The 22,864-nt window shown below is 37.3% G+C and carries 25 protein-coding genes; 15 read left to right on the top strand and 10 right to left on the bottom strand.

What is annotated here, in order from left to right; translation table 11 throughout:
- Positions 1 to 21: 21 nt before the first annotated feature.
- Complete coding sequence (locus LV704_RS09900; RefSeq protein WP_163420536.1) at positions 22 to 501, top strand: cytochrome c family protein; 480 nt, start codon at positions 22 to 24, stop codon at positions 499 to 501.
- 127 nt (positions 502 to 628) lie between these two features.
- On the opposite strand, the gene LV704_RS09895 is transcribed toward LV704_RS09900, so the two are convergent.
- The gene (locus LV704_RS09895; RefSeq protein WP_163420537.1) at positions 629 to 1,774 is read right to left on the bottom strand and encodes a family 16 glycoside hydrolase; all 1,146 of its coding nucleotides are present in this window, start codon (positions 1,772 to 1,774) and stop codon (positions 629 to 631) included.
- 115 nt (positions 1,775 to 1,889) lie between these two features.
- On the opposite strand from LV704_RS09895, the gene LV704_RS09890 reads away from it, so the two are divergent.
- From LV704_RS09890 to LV704_RS09875, 4 genes are read left to right on the top strand one after another with little or no spacing between them, the layout of a single operon-like run.
- Complete coding sequence (locus LV704_RS09890) at positions 1,890 to 3,167, top strand: hypothetical protein (protein ID WP_163420538.1); 1,278 nt, start codon at positions 1,890 to 1,892, stop codon at positions 3,165 to 3,167.
- A 10-nt stretch (positions 3,168 to 3,177) separates the two neighbouring features.
- The gene (locus LV704_RS09885; protein ID WP_163420539.1) at positions 3,178 to 3,891 is read left to right on the top strand and encodes a membrane or secreted protein; all 714 of its coding nucleotides are present in this window, start codon (positions 3,178 to 3,180) and stop codon (positions 3,889 to 3,891) included.
- Between the two features lie 28 nt (positions 3,892 to 3,919).
- A complete protein-coding gene (locus LV704_RS09880) occupies positions 3,920 to 4,291 on the top strand; it encodes a hypothetical protein (RefSeq protein WP_163420540.1) in 372 nt (123 codons plus the stop codon).
- A gap of 54 nt (positions 4,292 to 4,345) precedes the next feature.
- Positions 4,346 to 4,888: a DinB family protein gene (locus LV704_RS09875; RefSeq protein WP_163420541.1), complete on the top strand. Its 543-nt coding sequence runs from the start codon at positions 4,346 to 4,348 to the stop codon at positions 4,886 to 4,888.
- Between the two features lie 36 nt (positions 4,889 to 4,924).
- Here LV704_RS09875 and LV704_RS09870 read toward each other — a convergent pair whose 3' ends face one another.
- Positions 4,925 to 6,502: a SulP family inorganic anion transporter gene (locus LV704_RS09870; RefSeq protein WP_163420542.1), complete on the bottom strand. Its 1,578-nt coding sequence runs from the start codon at positions 6,500 to 6,502 to the stop codon at positions 4,925 to 4,927.
- A 79-nt stretch (positions 6,503 to 6,581) separates the two neighbouring features.
- The gene (locus LV704_RS09865) at positions 6,582 to 7,553 is read right to left on the bottom strand and encodes a phytanoyl-CoA dioxygenase family protein (protein WP_163420543.1); all 972 of its coding nucleotides are present in this window, start codon (positions 7,551 to 7,553) and stop codon (positions 6,582 to 6,584) included.
- A 144-nt stretch (positions 7,554 to 7,697) separates the two neighbouring features.
- On the opposite strand from LV704_RS09865, the gene LV704_RS09860 reads away from it, so the two are divergent.
- Entirely contained in the window at positions 7,698 to 8,564 is an 867-nt protein-coding gene (locus LV704_RS09860; protein ID WP_163420544.1) for a helix-turn-helix domain-containing protein, read from the top strand.
- Positions 8,565 to 8,684: 120 nt separating this feature from the next.
- Here LV704_RS09860 and LV704_RS09855 read toward each other — a convergent pair whose 3' ends face one another.
- Entirely contained in the window at positions 8,685 to 9,608 is a 924-nt protein-coding gene (locus LV704_RS09855; RefSeq protein WP_163420545.1) for a nicotinic acid mononucleotide adenyltransferase, read from the bottom strand.
- Between the two features lie 125 nt (positions 9,609 to 9,733).
- On the opposite strand from LV704_RS09855, the gene LV704_RS09850 reads away from it, so the two are divergent.
- Positions 9,734 to 10,735, top strand: a complete 1,002-nt coding sequence (locus tag LV704_RS09850) for an NAD(P)H-dependent glycerol-3-phosphate dehydrogenase (protein ID WP_163420546.1) — start codon at positions 9,734 to 9,736, stop codon at positions 10,733 to 10,735.
- A 2-nt stretch (positions 10,736 to 10,737) separates the two neighbouring features.
- Here LV704_RS09850 and LV704_RS09845 read toward each other — a convergent pair whose 3' ends face one another.
- Positions 10,738 to 11,490, bottom strand: coding sequence for a LytTR family DNA-binding domain-containing protein (locus tag LV704_RS09845; protein WP_163420547.1), 753 nt, complete (start codon positions 11,488 to 11,490; stop codon positions 10,738 to 10,740).
- Between the two features lie 115 nt (positions 11,491 to 11,605).
- Here LV704_RS09845 and LV704_RS09840 point away from each other — a divergent pair, with 115 nt between their 5' ends.
- Positions 11,606 to 12,925 carry a serine aminopeptidase domain-containing protein gene (locus tag LV704_RS09840; protein WP_163420548.1) on the top strand — a complete coding sequence of 440 codons (1,320 nt, stop codon included), beginning with the start codon at positions 11,606 to 11,608 and terminating at the stop codon, positions 12,923 to 12,925.
- A gap of 2 nt (positions 12,926 to 12,927) precedes the next feature.
- Here the strand turns inward: LV704_RS09840 and LV704_RS09835 are convergent, their stop codons facing one another.
- From LV704_RS09835 to LV704_RS09825, 3 genes are all read right to left on the bottom strand, one after another.
- The gene (locus tag LV704_RS09835; protein ID WP_163420549.1) at positions 12,928 to 14,595 is read right to left on the bottom strand and encodes a glycerol-3-phosphate dehydrogenase/oxidase; all 1,668 of its coding nucleotides are present in this window, start codon (positions 14,593 to 14,595) and stop codon (positions 12,928 to 12,930) included.
- A 206-nt stretch (positions 14,596 to 14,801) separates the two neighbouring features.
- A complete protein-coding gene (locus LV704_RS09830; RefSeq protein WP_163420550.1) occupies positions 14,802 to 15,119 on the bottom strand; it encodes an antibiotic biosynthesis monooxygenase in 318 nt (105 codons plus the stop codon).
- Position 15,120: 1 nt separating this feature from the next.
- Positions 15,121 to 15,477 carry a hypothetical protein gene (locus LV704_RS09825; RefSeq protein ID WP_163420551.1) on the bottom strand — a complete coding sequence of 119 codons (357 nt, stop codon included), beginning with the start codon at positions 15,475 to 15,477 and terminating at the stop codon, positions 15,121 to 15,123.
- 61 nt (positions 15,478 to 15,538) lie between these two features.
- On the opposite strand from LV704_RS09825, the gene LV704_RS09820 reads away from it, so the two are divergent.
- From LV704_RS09820 to LV704_RS09790, 7 genes are all read left to right on the top strand, one after another.
- On the top strand, positions 15,539 to 16,051 hold the full coding sequence (locus LV704_RS09820; protein ID WP_163420552.1) for a CvpA family protein: 513 nt from the start codon (positions 15,539 to 15,541) through the stop codon (positions 16,049 to 16,051).
- A 247-nt stretch (positions 16,052 to 16,298) separates the two neighbouring features.
- Positions 16,299 to 16,808 carry a CAP domain-containing protein gene (locus LV704_RS09815; RefSeq protein ID WP_163420553.1) on the top strand — a complete coding sequence of 170 codons (510 nt, stop codon included), beginning with the start codon at positions 16,299 to 16,301 and terminating at the stop codon, positions 16,806 to 16,808.
- Positions 16,809 to 16,930: 122 nt separating this feature from the next.
- A complete protein-coding gene (locus tag LV704_RS09810) occupies positions 16,931 to 17,470 on the top strand; it encodes a 3-hydroxyanthranilate 3,4-dioxygenase (protein WP_163420554.1) in 540 nt (179 codons plus the stop codon).
- A 3-nt stretch (positions 17,471 to 17,473) separates the two neighbouring features.
- On the top strand, positions 17,474 to 17,845 hold the full coding sequence (locus LV704_RS09805; RefSeq protein WP_163420555.1) for a DUF1304 domain-containing protein: 372 nt from the start codon (positions 17,474 to 17,476) through the stop codon (positions 17,843 to 17,845).
- Between the two features lie 75 nt (positions 17,846 to 17,920).
- The gene (locus LV704_RS09800) at positions 17,921 to 19,474 is read left to right on the top strand and encodes an aldehyde dehydrogenase family protein (protein WP_163420556.1); all 1,554 of its coding nucleotides are present in this window, start codon (positions 17,921 to 17,923) and stop codon (positions 19,472 to 19,474) included.
- 355 nt (positions 19,475 to 19,829) lie between these two features.
- On the top strand, positions 19,830 to 20,372 hold the full coding sequence (locus LV704_RS09795; RefSeq protein ID WP_163420557.1) for an OmpA family protein: 543 nt from the start codon (positions 19,830 to 19,832) through the stop codon (positions 20,370 to 20,372).
- A gap of 25 nt (positions 20,373 to 20,397) precedes the next feature.
- Positions 20,398 to 20,961: a hypothetical protein gene (locus tag LV704_RS09790; protein ID WP_163420558.1), complete on the top strand. Its 564-nt coding sequence runs from the start codon at positions 20,398 to 20,400 to the stop codon at positions 20,959 to 20,961.
- A gap of 47 nt (positions 20,962 to 21,008) precedes the next feature.
- Here the strand turns inward: LV704_RS09790 and LV704_RS09785 are convergent, their stop codons facing one another.
- A complete protein-coding gene (locus LV704_RS09785; RefSeq protein WP_163420559.1) occupies positions 21,009 to 22,004 on the bottom strand; it encodes an acyl-ACP desaturase in 996 nt (331 codons plus the stop codon).
- Positions 22,005 to 22,058: 54 nt separating this feature from the next.
- Positions 22,059 to 22,784 (bottom strand): metallophosphoesterase, encoded by a 726-nt coding sequence (locus LV704_RS09780; RefSeq protein ID WP_163420560.1) that lies wholly within the window; start codon positions 22,782 to 22,784, stop codon positions 22,059 to 22,061.
- Positions 22,785 to 22,864: the final 80 nt, after the last annotated feature.

Genomic DNA, 22,864 nt, shown 5'->3' with positions numbered 1-22,864 from the left:
ACTACAACTGAAATTAATAAGATGAAAAAAATACTCCTGTTATTGGCATTGGGTGCCTTTATAGCCAGCTGCGGTGGAAAAAAAGAAGAAAAAAAGGATGGTTTTGAAGTAAGCCGTACTAAATCTGAAGACAAAAAAATACAAGCCGATGAAGGTGTGCCCGTAGATTTGAATAATAAGGGAATTGGACCCATTAAAAATCTTGAGTTCTCTGATGATATTGACAAAGAAATGGCTGCTCGCGGGGAAGCAAAGTTCAATGCCATTTGCGTAGCCTGTCACATGGTAGACCAACGCATGATCGGCCCTGCAATGGAAGGTGTTTTTGAACGAAGAAGTCCAGAATGGGTAATGAACATGATCATGAATCCTGATGAAATGTTACGAGAAGACCCTATTGCCAAAGCCTTATTGAAAGAGTATAACAATGCCATTATGCTCAACCAAAACCTAAATGAAGCAGAAGCTAGGGATTTGGTAGAGTATCTGCGTACACTGTAAAAAACCAAAATACTGCATAAAAGTGCTGTTCCCTTCCAATAATCATGGGGTAACGGCACTTTTTAGTTTTAAGCAGAAATCATTGCGGTTAGAAAAAACAATGTGTCACATAATCTTATCTAAGTTTCTACTCCTCCTCTAGCAGTCTTGCTGTAAATCCCCAATTCATAGCCTGCTTCCTTCCCAAATATGGAGGGTTTCCTACCTGATTTTGCCATTCATCATCCGAACGAATCCAAAAAACCAATTTATTTTCTCCTTCATTCAATGACAATTCCAAAGTCTGTTCCCTATCTGTAACACGCATAAAATTTTCAATATCCAATTCGCGACCATAAAAAACAATCTTGTCATTCAAAGAAATCAGCAATACTTGGGTATAATCATATGCCAGGGTTACTGTTTTGGCAACATCAGAATTAATTGTTGTTTTTGCAAAGGCAGATTCTTTTGGATGATCATAATATTGAGCCATATTGATCATCCCTGTTTTATCAGCCTCAATGTTTTGCCATTTATGGTTTTTTTCGGCACTTTTAATCCAATTAAAATATTGTCTTTGAGAATGGATGCTACCTTGCAGTTGTTCTGAAATTTCCCATTTTGTAATGTATTTATACTGTGTCTTAGGTTCTTTTATGGAAAAGAGTTTTTCAAGCGCCTGTATTTTTATGTTACTGAAATAAGCTTCGGCAAAACTGGTCTTCAAAAAAATACTGCCCTTATCACATTCTTTCTGTAAAAGTTCTACTTGCATATTGGGCCGTTCTTTTTCTCCAACAAAGACACGCATATTTTCCCCAAACACTTCAACTTTTATATGGAACCATTCTTGTGGTTTAAATACAGCTGTTGTTTCATGAAAAGGCTCATTGTACAATTGCCATGGATGTGATCCATTGAACACAGGAATATACTGAACTGCATCATTCTTGCCTCCTGAAAAAACCCGGAAATATAAAAACTCATAATCCCATAAGTTATTGGCCCTGAATCCGATGCCCGGCATTGCTTTTCCGGAAACATCCATTTCCAAGACAAAGTTTTCGTATGTCATACCTGTTAGCTTTGCTATTTCATGTCTTCCCAAATGTATAGCCGACATACCCTTGTATTCTGTTACTTGTAAATCCAATTCCTGATTGTTTTCATTGTCCACAACTTTCCATTGTTCTGGTGTTAGTGGAATGTTTTGTGCATACAGAAATTCACCAAAAATCAATAAGGCAATAGTAATGCAGGTTTTAACTTGAGCGGAATTTACATATATCATAACTTAAAAATTGAAAGGTTTATTTTTATACAATATTGAGCCTTCTTAGCCTTAACTGAATAATCAAAAACCGTTTATTTATGGCTTATTTTTCGTCCACTTCAAAAATTTATCTATGCAGACGATAGAAAGAAATTCAATTGAACATTGCATCAAAAAAATTGAGCAGCGGTATTTCCCGGAGCAATTCTCCTCGGGAAAAAAGCTCCGACAACGCGATTTGGAGTATTTAATGGAGTTAATGGAGGAACGTTCTAATACAAGAATCAGCCTCTCCACAATGAAGCGTTTGTGGAAAAATGAATTTAACCAAATGCCACATCTCAGTACTCTGAACGCATTGGCTTCATTAATTGATTATGACAATTGGAATTCTTTTCAACAGGAGCAAAACAAAGTTTTTGAACTAGGAAATAGCACCTCAAAAGAAACTTCATCCTTCTCAAAAAAACTTTTGTTTTTTTTGGCTTCATCTGCACTATTGGCGATTGTACTGTTTGTATTTATCTCTAATGATGACAAACCTCTTAAAATACCGGATAACATCATGTTCTCTGCCAGTAAAACTGTGGTCAACAATGTTCCCAATTCGGTTATTTTTTCATATGATTTGCAAGGAATAGAAGCTGACAGTTTTTTTATCCAGCGTTCATGGAATCCAAATCATAAAAAACCTATAGACCCTTCAAAGAAAAATTTCTCTGAGATATATTACTATCCCGGTTTTCATTGGGCGCGCTTAATGGCAAATGATGAAGTGATTAAAAAAACACGAATACATGTTCAAACGGATGGATGGTTTGCCACTGCCAAATCCAATCGTTTGGATATCATTCCATTTTATCCAAATCAATCAACGTTGGTTTCTAACGGCATTATGCGAGTAAAAGACGAAACTTTTGAGCAATCCAGCGTAGATCCAAAAAAAGGTCTTATCGTATCTTATTTTAATATTAGGGAATTCTTTGGTCTACCATCTGACGCATATGTATTGGAAACAAGGGTTAGATTTGATGATGTACAAAGTTTGGTATGCCCATATATGGAAGTGAGCATTATTGACGAAAAGGCATCTTCTTGGTTGGGCATAACTGATAAAGGTTGCGTTAGTAATCTAAATATAAAGGTGGGAGATACTATTTTGTCTGGAAGTGAGAATGATTTTACCGCCTTGGGAACTAATTTGTCCGAATGGCAAACGATACGATTGGTAAGTTCCAATAAGCGGCTTAAATATTATTTAAACAACACCCTCGCCTTAGATCAACCTTTTGAAGGAGATAGAGGCCAGATTATGGGCCTTATATTAACATTTACGGGAAAAGGCGCTGTTGATTATGTATATTTAAAAAACTTAGATGGTGCAAAAGTTTACTCAGAAGACTTCGATTAAAACACAACATATGAAAAAATGCATTCTTACCATATTGGCATGTATTCTTTGTTTATCCATACAGGCACAAACGTTATTGGGTGCTTGGGAGAATACAAAATCTACCGTGGATGGTCAACAGCTAAAAAACGTAGTTGTCTTTTCAGAGGGGCATCAAGTTTCCACTTGGTTTAATGCCAACACCGGTGCTTTTGTAAGCACCAATGGTGGAGGTTGGTCTTTAAATGGTAATCTCATTACTGAAACGGTGGAATTTGATTCAAAAACTCCTAGTCGAGTTGGTTCTCAAGTCTCTTTTGAGATTGAACTTTCTGAAAACGCACTACAAATAAAAGGGATGGATACGGTTTGGAATAGAATAGATGAAGGTGGCCCCGGTAATTTGGCAGGCGCTTGGTTGATGTCTGGTCGTAAACGTAATGGAGAATTTCAAAACAGAAATACGGACCAACCGCGTAAAACCATGAAAATCCTTTCAGGAACAAGGTTTCAGTGGATAGCATACAATACCGAAACCCAACAATTTATGGCAACGGGTGGAGGCACCTATACTACTATTGATGGTAAGTATACGGAGAACATTGAATTTTTCTCAAGGGATAACTCTCGTGTGGGGGCAAGTCTTCAATTTGATTTTAAAGTGAAAGATGGGGATTGGCATCATTCTGGGTTTAGTAGTAAGGGTGACCCTCTGTACGAAGTTTGGAGTCTACGAAATCAATAATAGTTATCTTTACTTTTCTTCTAAGACAATGATGAAAATAAAATCTTTATTGATATTCCTAATTGCTACATGCATTCCTTTTCTTATATTTTCACAAGAAGACGAACATGATGAGGCCCATTTTATTGCCCTTTATACTGTTGGTGAAAGTTGGGACATGGAGAAGCAACCGAACGAACAAAGTTATTTTAAAGAACATTCGGGGTTTTTATCAAAACTGCGAAAGGAAAAACAAATTATCTTAGGAGCTCGTTATAGTGATACCGGAATGCTAATTTTGAAAGCAGATGATTTAGAAGCTGCTAAAACCATACTTCATGAAGATATCGCTCTTCAAAAAAAACTTTTTAATGTAGTAATTTACCCTTTCAATACTTTTTATAACGGGTGTATTGAATAATTTTAGTTTATGAAAAAATATATATTACTTCCTATTCTTATCTTGACGTTACATATGCACGCACAACAAGAAGAACTTCCTTATCACGAAATTCCTGAGTATCCAGAAGATTACAGCTCCGGAAATGTAGTCGCCAGAATGATTGATGGCCTTGGTTTTCGTTATTATTGGGCAACCGAAGGGTTGGAACAAAAAGACTTGGACTATAAAACTACTGAGGAAGGTAGAACTGTTTTTCAAACCCTTCAACATATTTATGGTATGTCTGAAATGATCATGAATGCCCCAGAGTCGAAACCTAATGTTCGTCCTATGGATCTTTCCGCGCTTACGTACGAAGATTTACGTGCTGGAACTTTAAAAAATCTTCATTCAGCAAGCCAAGCCGTGGCTGGTAAAAATGCCGCTGATTTTGAAAATTTTAAAGTCATCTTTCAGCGTGGAGAAAAACAAACCCCATTCCCATATTGGAACTTAATCAATGGAATGTTGTCGGATTGCATTTACCATGCAGGCCAAATAACGATGATGAGAAGGACTTCTGGCAATCCTATCAATCCCAATATCAGCGTTTTTACCGGTAAGGTTAGAGATTGAGCTTTTTAGAAAATCCTCCCATCAAAATCAACAAAATTAAATCTTGTCGGCAACAACTTTATATGTTGGATCTTCAAGGACATTAACCTCAATAATGTCTTGAGCGTTTTTCAATAAGCGGATACAATCCTTGCTTAAATGTCTTAAATGTACTTTTTTACCTGCTTTTGCATACCGCTCGGTAATCTTGTTCAATGCTTCAATGCCAGACATATCGGCGACACGGCTTTCCTGAAAATCAATAATAACTTCATCTGGGTCATCCTGTACATCAAATTTCTCAGCAAATAACGTAGTGGATCCAAAGAAAAGAGGGCCATAAATTTCATAGTGTTTTACCCCGTCTTCATCAACATGTTTTCTTGCCCGTATGCGTTTCGCATTTTCCCAAGAATACGCCAAAGCCGAAATAATTACACCTAATAAAACTGCAATGGCAAGGTTATGGGTAATGGCTGTAATCAAGGTTACCAAAACCATCACAATGACATCAGAATTTGGCATTTTTCTAAAGGTTTTAAAACTGGCCCATTCAAAAGTTCCAATTGCAACCATAAACATTAAACCTACCAAAGCGGCCATTGGTAATTGCTCAATTAAACTACTACCAAACATGATAAATACCAACAGCATAACCGCTGCTGTAATACCAGAGAGTCTTGCTCTTGCTCCTGATGATGTGTTTATTAAACTCTGCCCTATCATTGCGCAACCGCCCATACCAGATAAGAATCCAGATAGAATATTGGCGGTACCTTGAGCTACGCATTCTTTGTTTCCACTACCACGCGTCTGTGTGATTTCATCAATAATATTAAGCGTCAATAGACTTTCAATCAGCCCTACTCCAGCTACAATACCTGCATAGGGAACAATAATCAGAAAAGTATCCCAGGTAAGAGGAATATTTGGGATGGATATGGGAGGGAACCCTCCTTTAATACTTGTGCCTTCTTTCATGGTATCTGCAACAGTCAGAGTATCAATACCAAAACCGATAACAATTGCGGAGACCACTACAATGGCCAATAAGGATGAAGGGATTGCTTTCGTCAGTTTAGGAAAACCCCAAATGATAAGCATGGTCAAAAGCGTTAAGCCCAACATAGTGTATAAAGAAGCGCCTGATAACAGTTCTTCTGTTCCTTTTTGATAAAAGTTTGGGAACTGTGCCATAAAAATGATGATGGCCAAACCATTTACAAACCCAAACATTACTGGATGGGGAACAAGACGAATAAACTTTCCTAAGCGAAGCAGTCCAGCCAAAATTTGAATTACACCGGCAATAATAACCGTGGCAAAAACGTAATTTAATATGGTTGTGGGATCTATTCCAGGAAAAGTTCGTTTGAGCTCCAAAATCAACCCAACAAAAATAACCGCAACTGCACCAGTAGCTCCTGAAATCATACCTGGACGCCCTCCTAAAATTGAGGTCACCAATGCAAGTATGAAAGCTGCATATAAACCGGTTAATGGTGAGAACCCCGGAATCAGTGCAAAGGCAATAGCCTCTGGAACCAATGCCAATGCAACGGTCAGACCCGATAATATTTCAGTGCGATAATTAACCTTCTGCGAAAAGTCAAAAAGATTTAGGTATTTTTTCATCTTCTGATTTAAGGCCGCAAAAATACCATTAATACCTTAACAGGCCACAAGAAGCTTTATTTTTAAGGATTTGGTGATCTTACCAGTCCTTTAAGCCTAATAATTTCTCTCCGAGTGTGCTTAATTTTGCAGTTTCGTATTTATCTCTTTCCCAGTTTCTTGGATCTCCTGGAAACGCATATCCTTCAGGAGCAATTCTATTCTTCCACGAGTTAATTCGCCATTGTCTCAGTTCTTCATTATCCTCTTCTGCTGGCATCATAGAAATATATTGCGCAATACGAACTTTGTTGCCAGATTTATTGGGCCTAATGCCGTGTGGTTCGGTACTATTAAAAATCAATAAGTCGCCAGCTTCCATTTTAACTTTTACAATTTTATCTTCCAGTCCATCCAAATTGGGTTGAAAATAATCTCTATCTTCAGGTTGTGTCAACTTCCAAGTATCATAATTCCTATAGAGCCATGGTATACATTGAAATCCTCCCATATTTTCATCTGTTTGGTCTGCCAATGCCAGCACACCTTGAACATTCTGTGGTCGAGTTTCTGGGTCATAATCCCAGTGAATAAATCCTTTTTTATCTATACCCGGCTGCAAAGGAAAATTCAGATTTGCCCTATCTATGGTCACCCACAGTTTTTCAGTTCCCCAAACATCTACAAAAGCATCATACACTTTTGGCATCTGTCTATTGTTCCATAAATTTTGATGGTTGTAGACTTCTACCATTCCCGTTCCTGTAAGTTCTTTCATTTTCATTTCTGCTCTTGGCGGAGCGTACCAAGTAGTGGTATCATTTGGGTCCTTTTCATCAAACTCCCACAAAAAGTTTGCAGTTGCTTTGGCCTGTTCTATTGGAACGGCATTTTTTATAACGATGTACCCATTGTGAATCCAAAACTCCCAATCTTCTTCTGAAAGTACCCTAAGTTCCTTTCCATTCGACCTATCATTTAATTTTTGACTACTGCTGGTTGCTGTGGATGGATTGCCAGGAATCTCCTCATGTGCCTTATTGGCCATTTCCAATTTTACATCTTTCTCCATTTTGGTACTTTTTTAATTACTGAAATTCTATGGAATAAAACTAGGTGCATTTCAAATGGTTCTCCACCTTAATATTGATATAAATTTGCATTATATTGATATTTATTAGAATTTAAGATATATTACATGCCATAATAGTGAAAATTGAAAATACAATTAGAGACCATAGCGCCAAATACCAAAAGCCCGTTCAGACTTCTGCACCTCCCCAGATTAAACCATCTTTTTTACTGGCATTTTCATCCGGAATATGAATTGGTTTATATAGAAGGTGCAAGTGCAACGAGACATGTTGGAGACAGCATATCTAACTTTGAAGATAGTGACCTTGTCTTTATTGGCTCCAACATCCCACACTTGAATTTTGATTATGGTGTTAAAACCGATTACATAAAAGATGTGCTGCATATTAAACCCTCATTTAAAGAAAATATGCTAGCAGACATTCCTGAACTTTCATTAATAGACACCTTATTTGAAAAGTCGAAACATGGCATTGTGTTTACCGGCGAAACAAAAAAACATATTGGGAAAAGGCTAAAAGAATTACATCAACTTTCCGCTTTTGATTTATTCATGGAATCTATTCAAATATTGAAGGAACTTGCCAACAGTAAAGAGTTTTTTTTGCTTCATGATTATCCTTTTGTAAATAGGTATCGAAAAAAGGAACAAAATCGGTTGAGAGGGATTCATGAGTTTGTTGATCGCAATTATCAGCGGAAAATTGAGATTTTTGAAGTTGCCCAACTATGTAATCTTGGTAAAGAAGCTTTCTGCCGATACTTTAAAAAGACGACCGGAAACACCTTTACCAGTTTTCTTAATCAGTATAGAATTAGTCAGGCCAAACGACTATTGTTAATGGGTAAAAATGTTGGCGAAACATGTTACGAATGCGGTTTCGAGAGTCTTTCTTATTTCAATCGTACGTTTAAAAAAATTAGTGGAGAAAATCCTTCAGAATTTAAAAGGCAGTATTTGGACAGTTTAAAAATGAATGGGAAGTGATTTTGGTTATTCTGCCCTTTATTAAAAAAAACCGCCCCAAGCTTAAGATGCTTGAGGCGATTTTTAACTAAATAACCAACCAAAAAACTTATATACGTAGTCGAACACTACTATTGTTCCTTACATTTTTCTTTGTCGAGTAACGTTCATTATGGAATTTTTAACTTTTGAACGTTTTTTGCCAGCATTGCTGCTCGACTTTAAATATTGTTTGTACCCTCTTCCCGTAAATTCATACACTGTTCCACTGGATACGTGATACAATTCAATAGTACTATCATCAATAACGTACAGTTCAAAGTAATCATTGCCCAAGAAGTCATAATCCAGTGTTAAAGTTTTTAGTGTAGCATCATTGGCCACATCAAACACTTCATAATCCCCTTCATAATCCCACGCTAAATTAACAACCGGTGTTCCCGTACCATCTATTGAGGACCTAAAAAACGCACCATTGTTTCCTGATAAAAATTGAAGATAGTTTTCATCATCAAACTCATTTATAGCTCCTACCTCACTGGTGAAAGTCTTTTCCCAAGCCTCGTACTCTTGTAAAAAGTAATTGATGTTATCATAGAATACCTGGTCATAATCAAAATTAGAACGCTGATATCCTCTTAACACATAGGAGGTGTCCGAATTGGAATCATATAGTTCCAATGTACTACCGTTCACCGCAAAAACATCCAATAACCAAAGTCCATCGACATCATGATCAATTTCTACTACTGCATTCAATGTTCCATAGGATCCAACATCAATGCCCAATCCATTCCCTGTTTTACCGATTCCTACAATGTTGTTGTTGGCGTAGATAATTCCTCTTTCAAAAGAAATTGTAAACGCTCGTTGTAAAAAGGGTACTTCTCCATTACCTCTTGTTGCATTAACATCTACATACCACAAATCGAACGATTCTAATACCAAGGCGGTATTAAAAGGAGATTCTTCGATAAAGTCATCTTCAAATACAACTTCTGTGTAACAAGAACTGGCCAATATTCCTATAAATAAAATTCCGAATAGTAGTTTTCCAATCTTCATAATCTTTGGTTTTATGGTTCAATACTTATAAACCAAGCACCATGCCAAAAACCGCAAAACACTGATAATCAATATATAATGTTCTAAATATTAGATTGTTTAGCTTTGCCTTCTAAATTTTATTAATGAGTAACAAGCTTAGATTTGGTGTATTGGGTGGTGGTAGTTGGGGAACAGCAATTGTAAAGATGCTTTCTGAAAACTTGGACAACGTTGCTTGGTTCATGCGCAGTGAATCTGCCATTAGGCACTTAAAAAACGAGGGCAACAATCCAAACTATCTCAGTTCCGTTGAGTTTGATGTTTCAAAACTTCAATTAAGCGATGCCATTAATACCATTGTCGAGTCTTCCGATGTTCTCATTTTTGCAATTCCATCTGCATTTTTGGAAAGTGAGCTTGAAAAATTGACTACCCCGCTAACCAACAAAATTATTTTCTCTGCCATTAAGGGAATTGTTCCCGAGAGCGGATTGATTGTTGGCGAACATTTTCATGAACAGTACCAAATTCCATTTAAAAACATTGGAGTGGTCACTGGTCCTTGCCATGCCGAAGAAGTTGCTTTGGAGCGCTTGTCTTATCTAACTATAGCATGTGCAGATGAATCAAAAGCAGAATTGGTAGCGGAAGAATTGAAAAGTCATTACATAAGAACAAAAATTTCGGATGATATTATTGGCACGGAATACGCCGCCATGCTGAAAAATATCTATGCCATTGCCGCTGGTATTGCACATGGGTTAGGATATGGTGATAATTTTCAAAGTGTATTGATGAGCAATGCCATTCGCGAAATGAAACGTTTTATAGATGGTGTGTATAAGATGAAGCGTAACATTAATAATTCTGCTTATTTGGGGGATTTACTGGTAACCGGCTACTCCACTTTTAGCCGTAACCGTATGTTTGGAAATATGGTGGGTAAAGGCTACACTGTAAAAAGTGCCATGATGGAAATGAATATGGTGGCCGAAGGTTATTACGCCACCAAAAGTGCTTTTTTATTGAATGAAAAGCTTCAGAAGAAGTCTAAAGCACCAATCATCAATGCGGTATATCAGATTCTATATCAAGAGAAGAATCCGAAAAAGGTTTTCAGAAAATTGACAGAAAAATTGGATTAGCTTCAATTTAGCAACACCTCATCTGAAATGCTTTTTCCTCTTGGAATAGAGTTGTCTTGAATATCAATGCTCATAGCGTCATAGGATTTTATATACTCCTTGTTCACGATATAGGATTTGTGCACACGCCTAAAGTTATCCGGTAACTGCTGGAGCGTACCCTTTATACTACCATAACTTGTGATTTTTGATTTATCTTCTAGATGATAGGTAACATAGTTCCCTAAACCTTCTACAAAAAGTACATTTCTTAAGGGAACTCGATGCGTTTTGCGGTTAGATCTTATTTCTAAGATTTCACTTTCTAAACTTCTGTTTTTGTCATGCTCAATGGACCAAAGTTGAAACAATTTGATTCCAAGCACCAACAAGGCTGTTGTATTTATCAAAATGATTGCCCTTACCAACATCATAATACTGAAAAGGCCAGTGCTTGAATCATTCAACAACAGTTCTTCATAAAACATGTGAATGAAAACCCGTTGCATTATTCCTCCCAATAACATTGTCGCTCCGTATCCAATCAAAAATTCTTTGAACTTTCTCTTGAGTAAAAAGTGTGGTAGTAAAAAATAAATAGTGATGTAGACCGCTAGAATCCGAATTGGCAATAGGACAAACTCTAGGTAAAAAGAAGCCAGGTAACCTTCTTCCCCAACCCATATTAATCCAAACAAAAGATAATACAAAACCCAAAAAACAACATGAGTTGCTATTCTAGAATTAAAGAGGTAAAAGCTATTTGTTGATTGCATAAATATTAAATCATTGTACGGCCTCTGTTGACATAAAAAACAAGTGCGTATGTATAAATTGTCCTTAAGCTAAAAATAGGCAATCTAATTTTAAAGAAAACTTAAATCCAAGTCGATGAAATTTAAAAACAGATTGTTGCTCTTTAGTCTTATTGTTCTTTTTTCAATACCAAGTCTAAAATCTCAAACACTCAATAGAAGAAGCTCTTGGGAAGCAAAAATTAGTGGCCCAAAAGCTGGTGTGCCGGGTGTTCAAATTATTGAAGTGAACAATAACAGCCCACTTGCAAAGGCAGGGTTTTTACCTAACGATATCATTATTGAAGTGGGAGGTGTTTTAATAAAAGATGATGAGGTTTGGAGCGCTGTTTCTTATGGTCTTAGAGCCAATAAACCTACAAAGATAAAAGCAATAAGAAATACAGGTTCTGTAACCAAAATGGTTCAATTTAGTCCTGTTGAAAAAGAAAAACACAGTGGACTCGACACTTTTTATGAAGAGATAACAAGTACCTACGGAATTACACAAAGAACAATTATTACAAAGCCCAAAAAGAATGGCAAACAACCCGCAATAGTTTTAATTGGTGGGTTGAGCTGTTCTAGTATTGAAACGTATCCCGGCAGAAAAGGAAATTGGGTGCAAACTATAAAAGATTTAGTGGAAAAATCTGGGATGGTGGTTATGCGGATAGAAAAACCTGGTGTGGGAGATAGCGAAGGTGATTGTGGTCAATCTGATTTTGTTACCGACTTGGAAGGGTATAGAGCCGCCATTAAAAGTTTGAAAGCTAAGCCATATGTAGATTCCTCACGCATTGTGGTGTATGGATCCAGTATGGGAAGCGCTTTAGCACCACTCTTGGCCAACGAATTTGAATTGGCCGGGGTCATCTCAGATGGAACATTTTTTAAAACATGGTATGAGCATATGTTGGAAATTGAACGACGCATTCTTCAGTTTCAGGGAAATACAGAGTCTCAAATCGTTGAAAAAATGAACAAATACTATATTCCTCTTTACTACGGAATGTTGATCCAAAAGAAAACCTATCAAGAAGTGGTAAACGAATACCCTGCACTTGCCGAATACAACTACCATTCTGCAGCACACATGTATGGTAGACCCGTTAAATATTACCAACAATTACAGGACATTGATTTAGCAGGACAATGGGAGAAAATAAAGGTCCCTGTAAGAATTTTAAGGGGAGCCCACGATTGGATCATGTCATCTTTTGACAATAAAATGATCATTGAAGTCTTGGAAAGAAATGGACACCAAGATCATTTGCTATATGAGTATCCCGGTTTGGACCATTGGAACACCATACATGAAAGTCCCAAAAACTCTTTTGAAGGAAAAGAGGGTAAATGGGATGAGGGTACCATCAACAAAATTATTGGTTGGGCACAAGAAATGGTGGGGTTATAATATTAAACGCGCTCCAATGAAAAATTGGAGTGCGATTCCAGTTCTTCCTCCATTTTCTCCTTAAAAGATTGAAGTTGTCCGGCATCATACCCAAATGCTTTTTTAAACTCTTCTTGTATGGGCTCCATATAGTTTCGGATACTGTCAATATCAAAATATAACCTTCCCGTTCTTCTAATAAAGAAGTCCATTGGGTTCAAAACCATTTCATGGGCAATGGCAAATTGTACCTCGGCGCGAATCATTCTAAGGTAAACGTCCTTGTTCCTCAGTGCAGCATAGTTCTCTAAAATAGATTCGGTCTGTTTTCCATAATTGGTCACCAAATACCACGCATCATACTCGGTAAAACCATCTTCTTTAATACGATTAAAAACTTCTTCAATGTATTTTTTTACATGCTTGTATTTCTTGAAGTCGCTTCCGCACAGCGGAATCTTATCCGTGGTACATTCCGGAATATTAGTTTCGTAATCTTCCTCCGTTTTCTTGGCGATTCTGTTGACAACACGTTCCGCCATTTTGCGATATCCCGTCAATTTACCCCCAGCTATGCTGAAGAGTCCAGTATCTGAAGTGAAGATTTCATCTTTTCTAGAAAGTTCTGAAGCAGACTTTCCTTCTTCATGTATCAACGGGCGCAACCCGGCCCATGAAGAAATAATGTCTTCCATCTCCAAATTAATGTTCGGGAACATATTATTGACCGCCGAAATTAAATAAATCGCATCGGCTAAATCGGTTTTAATATTATCCTTGTCCAAGTTGAAATTGGTATCTGTAGTTCCAACATAAGTGATTTTCCCCCTTGGAATGGCAAACATCATTCTACCATCAGGAACATCAAAATACACTGATTGTTTTACAGGAAGTTTTTCTCTTGGAAATACTAAATGTACTCCTTTGGTCAAGTGAAGTCGTTTTCCTTTTTTAGAATTATTTACGCTACGTAACTCATCAACCCAAGGACCAGCAGCACTAATGACGTACTTTGACTTTATGACAAACTCCTCTCCAGTAACTCCATCTTCTACTTTAACGCCTGCTACTTGTTCATTTTCATATATAAAATCCGTGACCTTAGCATAGTTCAAGGCCTTAGCGCCATACTGTAAACTGGTTTTTATATTTTCGATCGTCAGCCTAGAATCGTCAGTCCTATACTCTGCATAATATCCAGCTCCATTTAATATTTTTTTAGGTAAGAGAGGTTCCAGTTTCAAAGCCTCTTTTTTCTCCAACATCTGTCTTTTATCATCTCCAGTAACTTGGGCAAGAATATCATATACTTTTAGCCCTATGGAAGTTAACCATTTACCATAAGAACCGCCTTCAATTAATGGTAACAACATTTTTTCTGGAAGCACTAGATGGGGTGCTAACTTATGCACTATGGCTCTTTCTGAACCTACTTCTTTGACCAACCAAAAATCAAACTGTTTTAGATATCTTAAACCTCCATGAATCAATTTAGTTGATTTGCTACTTGTGCCTGAAGCAAAATCTCCTTTTTCCAACAATGCAACCTTCATTCCTCTAGAGGCGGCATCCAATGCAATTCCCCCACCGGTGATTCCTCCTCCAATAACAACCAAATCAAACGTTTCTTCTGAAACTTTTTGAATGGTGTCTTTCCTATCTAAGTTTGAAAATTGAATATTCTCTTTCATATGTTCAACGTTTAATTAAGGGGCAAACATCAAAATTACATAAAAATGTAAACGTTTACATCAATGGCATGATTAAGTTTATATTAAATCTACTCGGCATACTCATTTTCCAGTCCCAAAAATGAAGCTTGAGACCTTGCCAAAAATCTTAGTAATATATTGTTTTTAATGCTGTACAAAGATGCAAAAAAGTATGCTACACTGTGCTACTTTTTATTCTGATTAAAATCATACTCCCGTTCTACCAAACAAATTCTAACCTTATACCAAGAGTACCACTCCTTAATTCCATTTCTCTGGGCAACCCTATGGTCCACATTTGCTTTCCAGTCGGTAATGGCTTCTAGGCTTTCCCAATAGCTAACAGTAATTCCAATTCCATCCCTTGCGCTTTCAACATCCAAAAAACCGGGTTGTTGCCGTGCCAGTTTTTCCATTTCAATGGACATCTCTCCATATCCATTATCACCCTCTGTTCTAGTGCTCGTAAAAATTACTGCGTAATATGGTTTTTGAAGTTCCATTCTAATTTATGTATTGCTTTTCAATAAAGTAGTTTACCAAGGCTTCTTTCATTAAAACTGATTGTTCACCGGCTTTCAATGGAGGCAATTGTTCTTTAATCTTATAATGTGGCCAACCTTCATCATCAAAAAAATCAAAATCATAATAGCCATAAGGTTCTAATAACCTACAAATGGCAATGTGCATTAAATTGACTTTTTCGTCTTTCTTAAAACTTCTATGAAAATTCCCCAGCTCCTGAACCCCCACCAGATAGATAATACCATCCATTTCCAAAGGGTCTCCATCAGCAAATTGACTGGACAGTTTTTCTACAAGCAGTTCCCAACGTTCCTTTAGTTTTTCGTCTCTTGACATGTGCTTTTTTAGGAACTTCAAAGGTACAAATCAATATCCTATATTTGTTAAAAACCCGTTTATGAGCTTTTTGGATATTGTTATAGGGATACTTTTGGTCTGGGGTCTTTACAAAGGCCTAAAAAACGGGCTTTTTGTTGAAATAGCATCTCTAGTAGCCTTAATAGCGGGTATTTATGGAGCCATTCATTTTTCTTACATCGCTGGGGACTACCTTGCAGAAAACATGAATTGGAATGAGCGATATCTAAAAATTACTTCATTTTTAATTACCTTTTTTGCTATTGTCCTACTAGTACATTTTGCAGGGAAGTTCTTGACCAAGATAGCCGACTTTGCCATGCTTGGCCTTTTGAACAAAATTGCTGGAGGTGTTTTTGGAGCCTTAAAAGTTGCTATAATTATTGGGGCGTTGTTGGTCTTCTTTGAACGACTTACTTCTTCTTTAAACTTTGTAAATGAAGACACCAAAAAGGAATCTATCTTTTATGAACCTGTAAAAGAAATTGGCGCTTTCGTTTTTTCTTTTGTGTTGCAGGATAAAGAACAAGAGTCAGAGGAAACTGAAAACTGATTCCTATACTCTTTTGACAAAAATAATGCTCACTTCCTTGAATATCACAATCATATAAACGGCATCTTTTTCCGATAAATGGGAAAGTCAAATGTGCCATAAACCATCATATTATGACAAATTCTACAAGTCATCGGATTAATTAGCAATCACATAGAGATTTTATGGCTCCAGAGCGCCTCCCTTCTAGTTTAGCTTCTAGAACACATGAGATGCATAGAACACATCTCAGCAATTGCCCCCGGAAATGAAAAAAATATATTACACTTTTTTAGTTGCAATATCTGTAGTGATACTTAGCATGTGCAGCAAAACATCTTCTGTTGAAGAAGAAAAATTTGAGGAAGCTTTTTTGGAAAACGAAAAGGTCATTATTAATCCATCAGCAATGGAAACTGAAGTTCTTGCTTTAATCAATGAACATAGAGCATCAATAGGAGCAAGTACATTGCAAACTAGTAGCGCGTCATACGAGTACGCGGAAGACCATAATAATTATATGATCGCGCAAAAAACACTCAGTCATGACAATTTTCAGTCTAGAGCTTCAAAAATTGCATTGGAAATAGGTGCTGTGGATGTAGGAGAGAATGTAGCAAGATATTACACAACTGCCGAGTTGGTCCTTGATGGTTGGCTAGAAAGTACTTCGCATAAAGAGGCGATTGAAGGAGAATATACGCATACCACATTGAGCATAACGCTTGACAAGGATGGTAGACCTTATTTTACCCAGATTTTCATGCAAGTGGAATAAGAAGCTATTTTATTAAGTTTTAGAGATTATATTTGGTAAAGACCTGCGCGCTGCGCAGGTCTTTTTTGTTAAACCCTATGTTCCAATAAAGGTTTTTTATACCTTTCGTAAAATCTTTGGCAATGGCTATTCAGGCACCTTTTAATCTGAACAAGTGGATAGAAGAAAACCGCCACTTTCTTAAACCCCCTGTAGGTAACAGAAATTTGTATAAAGATGCAGGCGACTATATTGTAATGATTGTTGCGGGGCCCAATGCCCGTAAAGATTATCATTATAACGAGACTGAAGAGCTTTTTTATCAGCTTGAAGGAAATATTGAAGTTCATATTCAAGAAGAAGGACAGAAAAGAACCTTAACGCTAGGTCCTGGTGATATGTATCTGCACCCAGCTAAAGTACCTCACTCTCCTGTACGATATGAAGACTCTATTGGTTTAGTTATAGAGCGGAAAAGAGCTGATATGAATGTGGATGATGGCTTGCTGTGGTTTTGTGACAACTGCAACAACAAATTGTATGAAGCTTACTTTACGTTACATGATATTGAAAAAGATTTTTTAAGTCATTTTAAGCATTTTTATAGTTCTGAAGACTTGCGTACCTGCAATAATTGTGGAACTATTATGCCCGTTGATGAACGATTTATAGCAAAAGACTAATATATGTTACTAGCGGCAAAATTTATTATCGTAGTGGTGGCCATTCTACATTTTTACTTTTTATGGTTAGAGATGTTTGCTTGGACCACCAAAGCCAAGAAAGTATTCCGGAGTTTTCCAGAAGATTTGTTTGAACCCACCAAAACCTTAGCGGCAAACCAAGGACTCTATAATGGGTTTTTAGCAGCTGGGCTTGTGTGGTCTCTTCTTATACACGATTCATTGTGGCAAGTTTATGTTGCTCTGTTTTTTCTTGGTTGTGTTGCAGTTGCTGGAATCTATGGTGCAGCAACGGCATCAAAAAAAATATTTACAATACAAGCGCTTCCAGCATTAGTGGGAATTATATTGCTATTACTTCATCATTTCCTTTAAAAAATCTTCGCTTGAACACGTCAGGATTATTCGTAGTTTTGAAAAATATAACAATACACGCTTAAAAAGTTATAAATGTCAAAAATTGCAACTGCTTTTGGAATAAATGAGGCCCTAAAACAACTTGGGTTAACTGAAATAAATGAAGGTACATCTACCGGGTCAAAAAACTTTGGCTCAGGCGAGATTATTTCTTCCTATTCTCCTGTTGATGGAGCTCTTATCGGGAAGGTAAAAACCACATCTCCGTCAGATTATGAAAAAGTGATGGAATCTGCTACTTCCTCCTTTAAAGAATGGCGCTTGATGCCCGCACCACAAAGAGGAGAAATTGTAAGGCAGTTTGGTGAAAAATTACGAGAGCTCAAGGAACCGTTGGGCAAACTGGTTTCCTATGAAATGGGGAAGTCTTACCAAGAAGGATTGGGGGAGGTCCAAGAAATGATAGATATCTGTGATTTTGCAGTCGGCCTTTCAAGACAATTGCACGGATTGACCATGCATTCAGAACGTCCTGGACACAGAATGTACGAACAATATCATTCCTTAGGGGTAGTAGGAATTATTTCCGCCTTTAATTTTCCGGTTGCTGTTTGGGCTTGGAACACGGCTCTAGCATGGATTTGTGGTGATGTATGTGTTTGGAAACCATCTGAAAAAACTCCTATGTGTGGCATTGCTTGCCAAAACATAGCTGCTGAAGTATTTAAGGCAAATGGTTTGCCAGAAGGCATTTCCTGTCTAATAAATGGGGATTATAAAGTTGGTGAAATGATGACCCAAGACAATAGAATTCCTTTGGTTTCTGCCACAGGTTCTATTCGTATGGGAAAAATAGTTGCACAAGCAGTGGCGGCGAGATTAGGTAAATCTTTGTTGGAACTTGGTGGTAACAATGCCATTATTGTAACTCCAGATGCTGATATTAAAATGACAGTCATTGGCGCTGTTTTTGGTGCGGTGGGAACAGCAGGACAACGTTGTACCTCAACAAGAAGATTAATTATTCATGATTCCATCTATGATAAGGTTAAAGATGCCGTAGTAGCTGCCTACCAACAGTTACGCATTGGAAATCCGTTAGACGAGAACAATCACGTTGGTCCTTTAATTGATACTGATGCTGTTTCCATGTATAAAAAAGCATTGGAGAAAGTAGTTGAAGAAGGAGGAAAAATCATTGTAGAGGGAGGCGTTCTAGATGGTGAAGGTTATGAAAGCGGTTGTTATGTAAAACCCGCCATTGCTGAAGCCCAGAATAATTTCGAAATTGTACAGCATGAGACTTTTGCTCCAGTACTGTACCTGTTAAAATATTCAGGGGATGTAGAAAATGCCATTGCCATTCAAAATGGTGTGGTACAAGGTCTCTCCTCAGCTATTATGACCAACAACCTTCGCGAGGCAGAGCGTTTTCTGTCTGCTTGGGGTAGCGACTGTGGTATTGCCAATGTAAATATTGGAACATCTGGTGCAGAAATAGGTGGTGCCTTTGGAGGAGAAAAAGAGACAGGCGGTGGACGTGAAAGTGGTTCGGATGCTTGGAAGGTGTATATGAGAAGACAGACAAATACTATTAATTATACAACTGAATTGCCTCTAGCTCAAGGTATAAAATTTGACTTGTAAAAAAGAAAAGGCCGCCATTCCCGATGAACTTAGAATTGGCGGTCTTTAAAACCAACTTAACTAACTCAAACTTAAATTAAACCCCATTTCAGTGCCGGAACTTTGTCGGGAGAAATAGGGTTTCTTACCTAATATAAATCTAAGTTCAGCATATTTATTTTACATTTTATCTGCCATGTTATCATTGGTCTTAAAAAGTGTATGATTGGCAATTTTTAGTACATCTTCTGTTTTCAGAAAATTGATGACCTCATCTTTTTTTAGAGTCTAATCCTCTCAAATTCTTTTAGTTAAACCTTTGTTTTTAGCATTTTTTTAATACTTTGCTGTTCTAATCACTAAAAATCATTTACTAATGACAAGAAAGACCACCTATTTACTGGGGATACTTGCTGTAGTCATTATTGGAACATTTCTCTACTGGAATCTTTGTAGTGAATGTAGGATTGCAAGGAATCAAGAAGGAATTAGCCCTATAAAATCGATAATAACATCCCCAACTTATCCTTTTTTAGTTAGCGATGGCGATTATTCTTATGAAGCAAAAGAAAACTTCAACTTCAATGTTTCCAATCCTTCCTTCTTAATGCCTATTTCAAGTGACCTAAAAGATGGTATTGTCAGTCTAAAAGATTATCTAAGTTCTAACGAACAGAGAACAATTGACCTTACAGGCTTTTACTCAAGTAATGAAGAGAATTACACTTCATTTTCCAATTTAGGATTGGCAAGGGCCAATTCAGTTAAAAATCACCTAATGCTAAGTGGTATTCCATCAGCACAAATCAATACTGCGGGAGAACTAAAAGAAAATATGATTTCCCATGATGACGTTCTTTTAGGGCCGATCACATATAGCATTTCCAAACAAGAAGAGGAACCCTCAACAATAAACTAATTACTCAACTATAAAACAATAGAAAATGAATTTTGAAAGTCTAAATATCTGGTGCTGGATTATTCCTGCGTTAGTTGGAATCATCTCAGGAGTTCTTGGGTATCTTATTGGAAAAAGCAAGAATGCCTCGGTTGTTGATACTTCTATCGACGTTAAAAAATTGGAAGCAGAAAACACAAAGCTAAAGACCGATCTGGCTGCCTGTAACAAAAAGGTCTCAACTAAAGATACCAAAGAAAAACCTGCAAATATTGCTTCTTCTTTAACCGCAAATGAACCCACAACTCAGGTCTTTGATGCTACTGAGGCAAAAGCAGCAATGGGGAAAAGAATAAAAGAAGATGATCTAAAAATAGTTGAAGGTATTGGCCCTAAAATTGAAGGGCTATTTCACAACTTTAATATAAAAACATGGAAAGCACTTTCTGAAGCGTCTACAATTAAATGTCAAGAAGTACTGGATTCTGGAGGGGATAGATATAGAATCCATGACCCTGCATCATGGCCTATGCAAGCAAAAATGGCCTATGAAGGGCAATGGAAAGATTTGTCCAAATGGCAAATTAAGCATAAGGCCGGCAAGTTCTGATTTCAGTTTTGAGCATAAAAAAACCGGCCAATTGGCCGGTTTTTGTTTTATAACATCCCATTTGCTTCGACCCATTTAAATTTATGTTGGTCTTGGCCAAATTGCATTCGTTCAGAAATGCGTTGAAGTCTATCAGGAAGTTTCATCAAATAATCACGAGCTTTTTCCGCTTGTTCAGAAAGTCCTCTTAAATTTCCTACCTCCCAGTAATCATTTAACTTCTTTAAAATTTCGATATAATCTTGTGCCGTGTACACCCCAAGTCGCTGAGCACAATCTGAAAATTGTTCAAATGCTGAACCAATACTATCTCCAGATTCTCTTAAGAAGTGAGCAGGCATTACAATCTTTTTCTTCATCATATCAGCAAAAGCCTCTATCATTCCATTAGGGTCCTGTCCTAGAATTGTTTTCACAAATTCTCGATAGGCTAAATGGTGTCTCATCTCATCACCTGCGATAATATTACACATTTTTCCTAATAGCGCATTTCCTTTTTCCTTGGCCATTTTCCCAACTCGTTTATGGGAAATATTAGTGGCCAGCTCCTGAAAAGTGGTATAGACAAAGTTTTTATAGGGGTCTCTATCGGTTCCAATGTCGAAACCATCAGATATTAAATGTTGCGTTGTAATTTCTATTTCTCTCATATTTACTCGCCCAGATAAATACAAGTATTTGTTTAGTACATCCCCATGCCTATTTTCCTCTGCCGTCCAAGCTCTCACCCATTTGCTCCAACCATTTTCCTTTCCGCTATGTTGGTCTATCCCCTCAACATCCATCAACCAGGATTCATATGTAGGCAAGGCCTCTTCAGTAATGGTGTCCGCAACCAAAGTAACCCAAAAATCATATCCAAGTTCTTTCGCTTCTTCTCGAATTTGCTCGGTCTCCGCAAAGAAATTTTCGTTCTGGGAATCTGGTAAAAAATCACTCGGTTGCCATATATCTTCTATGGGTATAAGAAATGAGTCCATAAAGCCCTGTACTTTTGGTTCTATGGCTTCCATAACTTCTAACCGAATATTTTTTAATGACATATAATTGTTTTTGGTAAAGGTCTTTATTAAAATCCAATAAACTGTGTTATTGTGCTAGTTTCTGCCCTTTTCTCCAGGATAAAAAGTATGCACGGGGTCGCTTTGCCAAAACTCTTTTGTATCCACGTCCATCATTGTTAAGGCTCCCATGAAAGCAGCACCAGTGTCTACGTTCCAAACATTGGCTCCACTCTGAGGAGAAACAACATCTTTTTTGGAAAGTGGTGTATGGCCAATGAAAATCTCTTTGTAGTGAGTCAGCCTTTTTGGAAAGTATCTGTCTTCTGGTTTTAATGCTGGATCTATTGCTTTGGCCAACTCCCACAAAGTTCTGTCCCAATAGAACAATTGGTCAAAATATTCAAAAGCCACTCCTTTTAAATTTGTATAACCTGCATGAAGGTAAAGTCTATTGTCATCATCCAGATAATAGTTTTCCAATTGAGCGTAAAACTCAAGGTGAGTGTCCCAGTTTTCTCTAGCTGCCCTTAGGTATGAGTCTCTGGTTGCCGTTCCCCCATGGGCAAGCCATTGTGGGTTTTCTTCTTTGGTCAAAAGCCATTCCCTACAAAGTTCATCATGGTTTCCCCTAATAAAGGTGCATTTGAAATCATCTTTAAGCTTAATTAAAAAATCAATGGTTTCCACAGCGCTGCTCCAGGCATCCACATAATCTCCTAGGAAAATTAGGTGATCTTCCCGGGTCACTTTAGCCCTAACAATAAGTTGTTCCAAAGCTCTTAATCCTGAATGGACATCACCTATAACCAAGGTCCTCATATGGTAAATTTTGAGCAATGATACACAACAAATAAATACTGCTATTAAAAAGCTATGCAAAGTTTAGATGATCAATTATG

This window comes from Flagellimonas sp. CMM7 (assembly GCF_021390195.1).
Lineage (GTDB): Bacteria > Bacteroidota > Bacteroidia > Flavobacteriales > Flavobacteriaceae > Flagellimonas.
The sequence above is the reverse complement of the archived record's forward strand: the minus strand, read 5'-3'. Positions and strand labels throughout refer to the sequence as shown.

Coding starts and splice junctions, on each gene's coding strand:
- LV704_RS09840 (WP_163420548.1), top strand. CDS start 11,606: ATGAAATTTAAAAACAGATTGTTGCTCTTTAGTCTTATTGTTCTTTTT.
- LV704_RS09880 (WP_163420540.1), top strand. CDS start 3,920: ATGATGAAAATAAAATCTTTATTGATATTCCTAATTGCTACATGCATT.
- LV704_RS09795 (WP_163420557.1), top strand. CDS start 19,830: ATGACAAGAAAGACCACCTATTTACTGGGGATACTTGCTGTAGTCATT.
- LV704_RS09870 (WP_163420542.1), bottom strand. CDS start 6,502: ATGAAAAAATACCTAAATCTTTTTGACTTTTCGCAGAAGGTTAATTAT.
- LV704_RS09825 (WP_163420551.1), bottom strand. CDS start 15,477: ATGTCAAGAGACGAAAAACTAAAGGAACGTTGGGAACTGCTTGTAGAA.
- LV704_RS09895 (WP_163420537.1), bottom strand. CDS start 1,774: ATGATATATGTAAATTCCGCTCAAGTTAAAACCTGCATTACTATTGCC.
- LV704_RS09820 (WP_163420552.1), top strand. CDS start 15,539: ATGAGCTTTTTGGATATTGTTATAGGGATACTTTTGGTCTGGGGTCTT.
- LV704_RS09900 (WP_163420536.1), top strand. CDS start 22: ATGAAAAAAATACTCCTGTTATTGGCATTGGGTGCCTTTATAGCCAGC.
- LV704_RS09790 (WP_163420558.1), top strand. CDS start 20,398: ATGAATTTTGAAAGTCTAAATATCTGGTGCTGGATTATTCCTGCGTTA.
- LV704_RS09890 (WP_163420538.1), top strand. CDS start 1,890: ATGCAGACGATAGAAAGAAATTCAATTGAACATTGCATCAAAAAAATT.
- LV704_RS09785 (WP_163420559.1), bottom strand. CDS start 22,004: ATGTCATTAAAAAATATTCGGTTAGAAGTTATGGAAGCCATAGAACCA.
- LV704_RS09855 (WP_163420545.1), bottom strand. CDS start 9,608: ATGAAGATTGGAAAACTACTATTCGGAATTTTATTTATAGGAATATTG.
- LV704_RS09815 (WP_163420553.1), top strand. CDS start 16,299: ATGAAAAAAATATATTACACTTTTTTAGTTGCAATATCTGTAGTGATA.
- LV704_RS09875 (WP_163420541.1), top strand. CDS start 4,346: ATGCACGCACAACAAGAAGAACTTCCTTATCACGAAATTCCTGAGTAT.
- LV704_RS09800 (WP_163420556.1), top strand. CDS start 17,921: ATGTCAAAAATTGCAACTGCTTTTGGAATAAATGAGGCCCTAAAACAA.
- LV704_RS09885 (WP_163420539.1), top strand. CDS start 3,178: ATGAAAAAATGCATTCTTACCATATTGGCATGTATTCTTTGTTTATCC.
- LV704_RS09810 (WP_163420554.1), top strand. CDS start 16,931: ATGGCTATTCAGGCACCTTTTAATCTGAACAAGTGGATAGAAGAAAAC.
- LV704_RS09780 (WP_163420560.1), bottom strand. CDS start 22,784: ATGAGGACCTTGGTTATAGGTGATGTCCATTCAGGATTAAGAGCTTTG.
- LV704_RS09835 (WP_163420549.1), bottom strand. CDS start 14,595: ATGAAAGAGAATATTCAATTTTCAAACTTAGATAGGAAAGACACCATT.
- LV704_RS09850 (WP_163420546.1), top strand. CDS start 9,734: ATGAGTAACAAGCTTAGATTTGGTGTATTGGGTGGTGGTAGTTGGGGA.
- LV704_RS09845 (WP_163420547.1), bottom strand. CDS start 11,490: ATGCAATCAACAAATAGCTTTTACCTCTTTAATTCTAGAATAGCAACT.
- LV704_RS09805 (WP_163420555.1), top strand. CDS start 17,474: ATGTTACTAGCGGCAAAATTTATTATCGTAGTGGTGGCCATTCTACAT.
- LV704_RS09865 (WP_163420543.1), bottom strand. CDS start 7,553: ATGGAGAAAGATGTAAAATTGGAAATGGCCAATAAGGCACATGAGGAG.
- LV704_RS09830 (WP_163420550.1), bottom strand. CDS start 15,119: ATGGAACTTCAAAAACCATATTACGCAGTAATTTTTACGAGCACTAGA.